Source organism: Novosphingobium sediminicola, assembly GCF_014196525.1.
Classification (GTDB): domain Bacteria; phylum Pseudomonadota; class Alphaproteobacteria; order Sphingomonadales; family Sphingomonadaceae; genus Novosphingobium; species Novosphingobium sediminicola.
This window is the reverse complement of sequence record NZ_JACIDX010000044.1, coordinates 1-3,864: the sequence shown is the minus strand read 5'-3', so window position 1 is coordinate 3,864 and position 3,864 is coordinate 1. Positions and strand designations below refer to the sequence as shown.

Below are 3,864 nucleotides of genomic sequence, written 5' to 3'. Positions count from 1 at the left end.
CGCGGATTGCTGGCCCACGCGCCCCACAGTTTCTCACGGAAATTGCAGTCGAAACTGACCGGGACGCCTGCTGCGCGGGCCGCCCTGATCCCGGCGCGGGCAAGGTCCACGCCGCCCGGCCCGAGCGCGGCGGTGATGCCGGAGATGTGGAACAGCGATGCGCCTTGCAGGGCGGCGGCGAAGTCGAACTCCTCCGCCCGCGCGGTGGCAAAGGCCGATCCGGCGCGGTCATAGGTGATCGCGCTGGGCCGCAGCGAACCGCCAACCTCAAGGAAATACAATCCCATACGGCCTTCACCACGCACGAAATGCTGCACATCGACGCCCGCTCCGGCCAGTGCCGCGCGGGCCTTGTCGCCCAAGGCATTGGCCGGAACCTTGGACACGAACCGCGCCCCATGCCCCATCGCCGTATCCATCCGGCGAGTCCCGCCTTGCTCCGCCGTTAGGTAAGCGCTCTCAAGGGCGCTCTCGAGAGCACTCTCAGGAGCGGTGGGATGCGGCAGATCACGGTAATGAACGGGCCTGAGCGGCGCCGACACTGGAATGATGAGGAGCGTTTGCGGATATTGGCGGAGGCGTTTGCCCCGGGTACCTGCGTGGCCGACGTTGCGCGTAAACATGACATTTCGACGGCGCGGATCTATACTTGGCGCCGCAAACTTCGGCAGCCGGTCGACTTCGCTCAGGCTGTGATCGTTCCCTCTGACAATCCTCCTCCATCCAAGTCCGGGGATCCGGCTGTTATCGTGGAATTACCCGGTACGGGGCGGGTCAGCATTTTTGCTGCCGCTTCCCCGGCTCTGGCGGCTGCCGTCCTGAAGGCGCTGCGGTGATCCCACCGGGCGCACGGGTGTGGATCGCCATGGGTCATACTGACATGCGCAAAGGCATGCAGGGTTTGGCCCTGCAGGTGCAGCAAGGGCTGGGTCGCAATCCCCATGGCGGTGATCTCTTTGTCTTTCGCGGCCGGGCCGGATCGCTGCTCAAGATCATCTGGCATGATGGCATCGGCATGTCGCTGTACGCCAAACGGCTGGAGAAAGGCCGCTTCATCTGGCCCTCTGCCAAGGAGGGAATGGTATCGCTGACCAGTGCGCAGTTGGCTTGCCTGCTGGAGGGCATCGACTGGCGGAACCCACAGCATTCCTGGCGGCCGGAGAGCGCCGGATAGGCGCTATTTCTTTGCCAAGGCGGCGCTTTCCCGCTTCACCTTGGCGGCTTTCTATGATTCCATCCGCTTCATGGATACCGCCGTTTCGCCCTTTCCGGACGATGTGGAAGCGCTCAAGGCGCTGCTGGCGGCCACCCTCCAGCGCGCCGATCAGGCCGAGGCACAACTGGCCAACGCTCAGGCTCAGGCCAGCGCCACCGAGGCTATGATCGCCCACCTCAAGCTCCAGATTGCCAAGCTGCGGCGCGAGCAATATGGTGCCAGTGCCGAGCGCAGCCGCCGCTTGCTCGACCAGATGGAATTACAACTCGAGGATCTCGAGGGCGATGCCAGCGAGGATGATCTGGCCGCCGAAGCAGCGGCGGCAAAGACCTCCAGCGTTCCAGCCTTTGAGCGCAAAAAGCCTTCCAGGAAGCCGTTCCCCGAGCATCTGCCGCGTGAGCGGGTTGTTATTCCGGCACCATGTTCCTGCCCAGCCTGTGGCGGGAACCGCCTGTCGAAGTTGGGTGAGGATGTGACCGAAACGCTGGAGGTAATCCCCCGGGCATGGAAGATCATCCAGACTGTGCGCGAGAAATTTTCCTGCCGGGATTGTGAAACCATCACACAGCCCCCGGTGCCGTTCCATGTCGTGCCACGTGGCTGGGCTGGGCCCGGCTTTCTGGCGATGCTGCTGTTCGAGAAATATGGCCAGCACCAGCCCCTCAACCGGCAGGCCGAACGCTTTGCCCGTGAAGGCGTACCGCTCGCCACTTCCACGCTGGCCGATCAGGTCGGTGCGGCAGCCTTTGCCTTGATGCCGCTCTATCGGCTGATCGAGGCCCATGTCCTGACTGCGCAGCGGCTCCATGGCGACGACACCACCGTGCCGGTCATAGCCAAGGGCAAGACCGATACGGCTCGCTTGTGGACCTATGTCCGCGATGACCGTCCCTTTGGCAGCGCCGATCCGCCCGCCGCCCTCTTCTATTACTCCCGTGACCGGCGCGGTGAGCATCCGCGCGCTCATCTGGCGTCATGGTCAGGTATCCTGCAGGCGGACGCCTATGGCGGCTATTCCGAGCTTTATGCCATCGGACGCGAACCCGGCCTGATCATGGAGGCAGGCTGCTTTGCCCATGCGCGGCGTAAGTTCTTCGAACTGGCTGATGTGGAAGCTGCAGCCCGCCGGCGCAGCCGTGGCGAGCGCGCCAGCCATATTTACCCCATCGCGCTTGAGGCCGTGCAGCGGATCGACGCGTTGTTCGACATCGAGCGAGCCATCAACGGCAAGGGGGCAAGCGAGCGGCTCGCGGTGCGACAGGATCTTAGCGCGCCGCTGGTGGTCGAACTGCATGCCTGGCTGACGGCCCAGTTGGCCAAGCTGTCGCGCAACCACGATCTGGCCAAGGCTATCAACTATATGCTGCGCCGCTGGGATGCCTTCACCCGCTTCCTCGACGACGGGCGAATTTGCCTCACTAATAACGCGGCGGAACGAGCGCTCCGTTGCGTGCCATTAGGCCGGAAGGCATGGCTGTTCTGCGGATCAGATCGCGGCGGGCAGCGGGCCGCCGTGTTCTATACGCTGATTCAATCTGCCCGGCTCAATGACATCGACCCACAGGCATGGCTGGCCGATGTGCTGAACCGGATCGCGGATTGTCCAGTCAGTTGCCTTGGTGACCTGCTGCCATGGAATTGGGGACTTTGTCAGGCTTAATAGCGCTTGTTGCTAAACTTCAGAAGCGGGTCAGGAAAAATGTATCATCGCTCTCGGTACTTATCCATTGTCTACGATCCAGCATCTGGGCAAAACATGGCGATGTGTAAATGCGTTGAACCCAATGGAGCATAAGGTGTTAGAGCGCGGAGGCGTGTTGTTTTTGCACGGTCATGGGCGCTATGGCGCCTCAATGGGAAGGCTAAAACGAGCCGCCAATCAGTCAGGCTACGCGACCCTCTCACCAAGCTACCCATATCGCCACTCATTGTCAGAAATTGTGGAATGGCTCTTGCCGCGCATAGCGGACTTCGAGGCCAGGCTTGATGGCCCGCTTCATATCGTCACGCATTCGTTGGGTGGACTTGTCGCGCGGGCCTATCTCGCTGAACATCGCCCAGAACGGCTCGGCCGGGTGGTTCAGCTGGCCCCGCCCAACGCGGGAAGTGAACTGGCAGACCTACTTTTTCGCATGGGTCTTGGCACCATGGCGCTCGGCCGCAGCGGTGCGCATCTTAGAACAAAGAGAAGTGCTGCTGACGAGACTATGCTGGGAACCATTCAATATCCCGTCGGGATTATTGCGGGAAACAGGTCGTTATTGCCCATGCCGCAACGGCTTCTGGCAGGCCCCCACGATGGCAAAGTCCGGGTGGCCGCGACACACGTCGATGGTGAGACCGAGCATATTACTCTGCCCGTGACTCACACCTTCATGGTCTATGATCGCCGCATAATTCGAGAAACCCTGGCTTTCCTGAAGCGCGGAGCCTTCGAGGGGTTGCCCATCGGTTAGTATCTGGAATGTCGCTCAATTGGCTTCTCCATCCTCAGACGGCCCAGACAAATGCTGGAGAGCTTATCTCTTGATTGCGGCATTTACCGGATGGCTACCCATCGCCACCAGCGCGACGCCGACATTGGCCTCCGCCCCGCCGATGGTCAGATCAAGCGATTGCGCATCGGCAATCACTCGACCCGCAGGCGT

Annotated in this window: 5 protein-coding genes; 4 read left to right on the top strand and 1 reads right to left on the bottom strand. The window is 61.8% G+C overall.

What is annotated here, in order from left to right; genetic code table 11:
* Nucleotides 1-419: PfkB family carbohydrate kinase (locus GGR38_RS23855; RefSeq protein WP_246405259.1), on the bottom strand; the 419-nt coding region annotated here is incomplete at its 3' end.
* Between the two features lie 78 nt (nucleotides 420-497).
* Between GGR38_RS23855 and tnpA the strand changes: the two genes are divergently transcribed.
* From tnpA to GGR38_RS23835, 4 genes are all read left to right on the top strand, one after another.
* Nucleotides 498-836 (top strand): IS66-like element accessory protein TnpA, encoded by a 339-nt coding sequence (gene tnpA, locus GGR38_RS23850; protein WP_183629498.1) that lies wholly within the window; start codon nucleotides 498-500, stop codon nucleotides 834-836.
* Entirely contained in the window at nucleotides 833-1,174 is a 342-nt protein-coding gene (gene tnpB, locus GGR38_RS23845) for an IS66 family insertion sequence element accessory protein TnpB (RefSeq protein ID WP_343059215.1), read from the top strand. Before tnpA ends, tnpB begins: the two co-directional genes overlap by 4 nt.
* A 70-nt stretch (nucleotides 1,175-1,244) precedes the next feature.
* Entirely contained in the window at nucleotides 1,245-2,876 is a 1,632-nt protein-coding gene (tnpC, locus tag GGR38_RS23840) for an IS66 family transposase (protein ID WP_183629494.1), read from the top strand.
* A gap of 124 nt (nucleotides 2,877-3,000) precedes the next feature.
* Complete coding sequence (locus tag GGR38_RS23835) at nucleotides 3,001-3,672, top strand: esterase/lipase family protein (protein ID WP_183629492.1); 672 nt, start codon at nucleotides 3,001-3,003, stop codon at nucleotides 3,670-3,672.
* The last annotated feature ends 192 nt before the right edge of the window (nucleotides 3,673-3,864 follow it).

Bases quoted from the DNA above. Each gene is read 5' to 3' on its own strand.
- tnpA (WP_183629498.1), top strand. From the start codon at position 498: ATGCGGCAGATCACGGTAATGAACGGGCCTGAGCGGCGCCGACACTGG.
- tnpC (WP_183629494.1), top strand. From the start codon at position 1,245: ATGGATACCGCCGTTTCGCCCTTTCCGGACGATGTGGAAGCGCTCAAG.
- GGR38_RS23835 (WP_183629492.1), top strand. From the start codon at position 3,001: ATGGAGCATAAGGTGTTAGAGCGCGGAGGCGTGTTGTTTTTGCACGGT.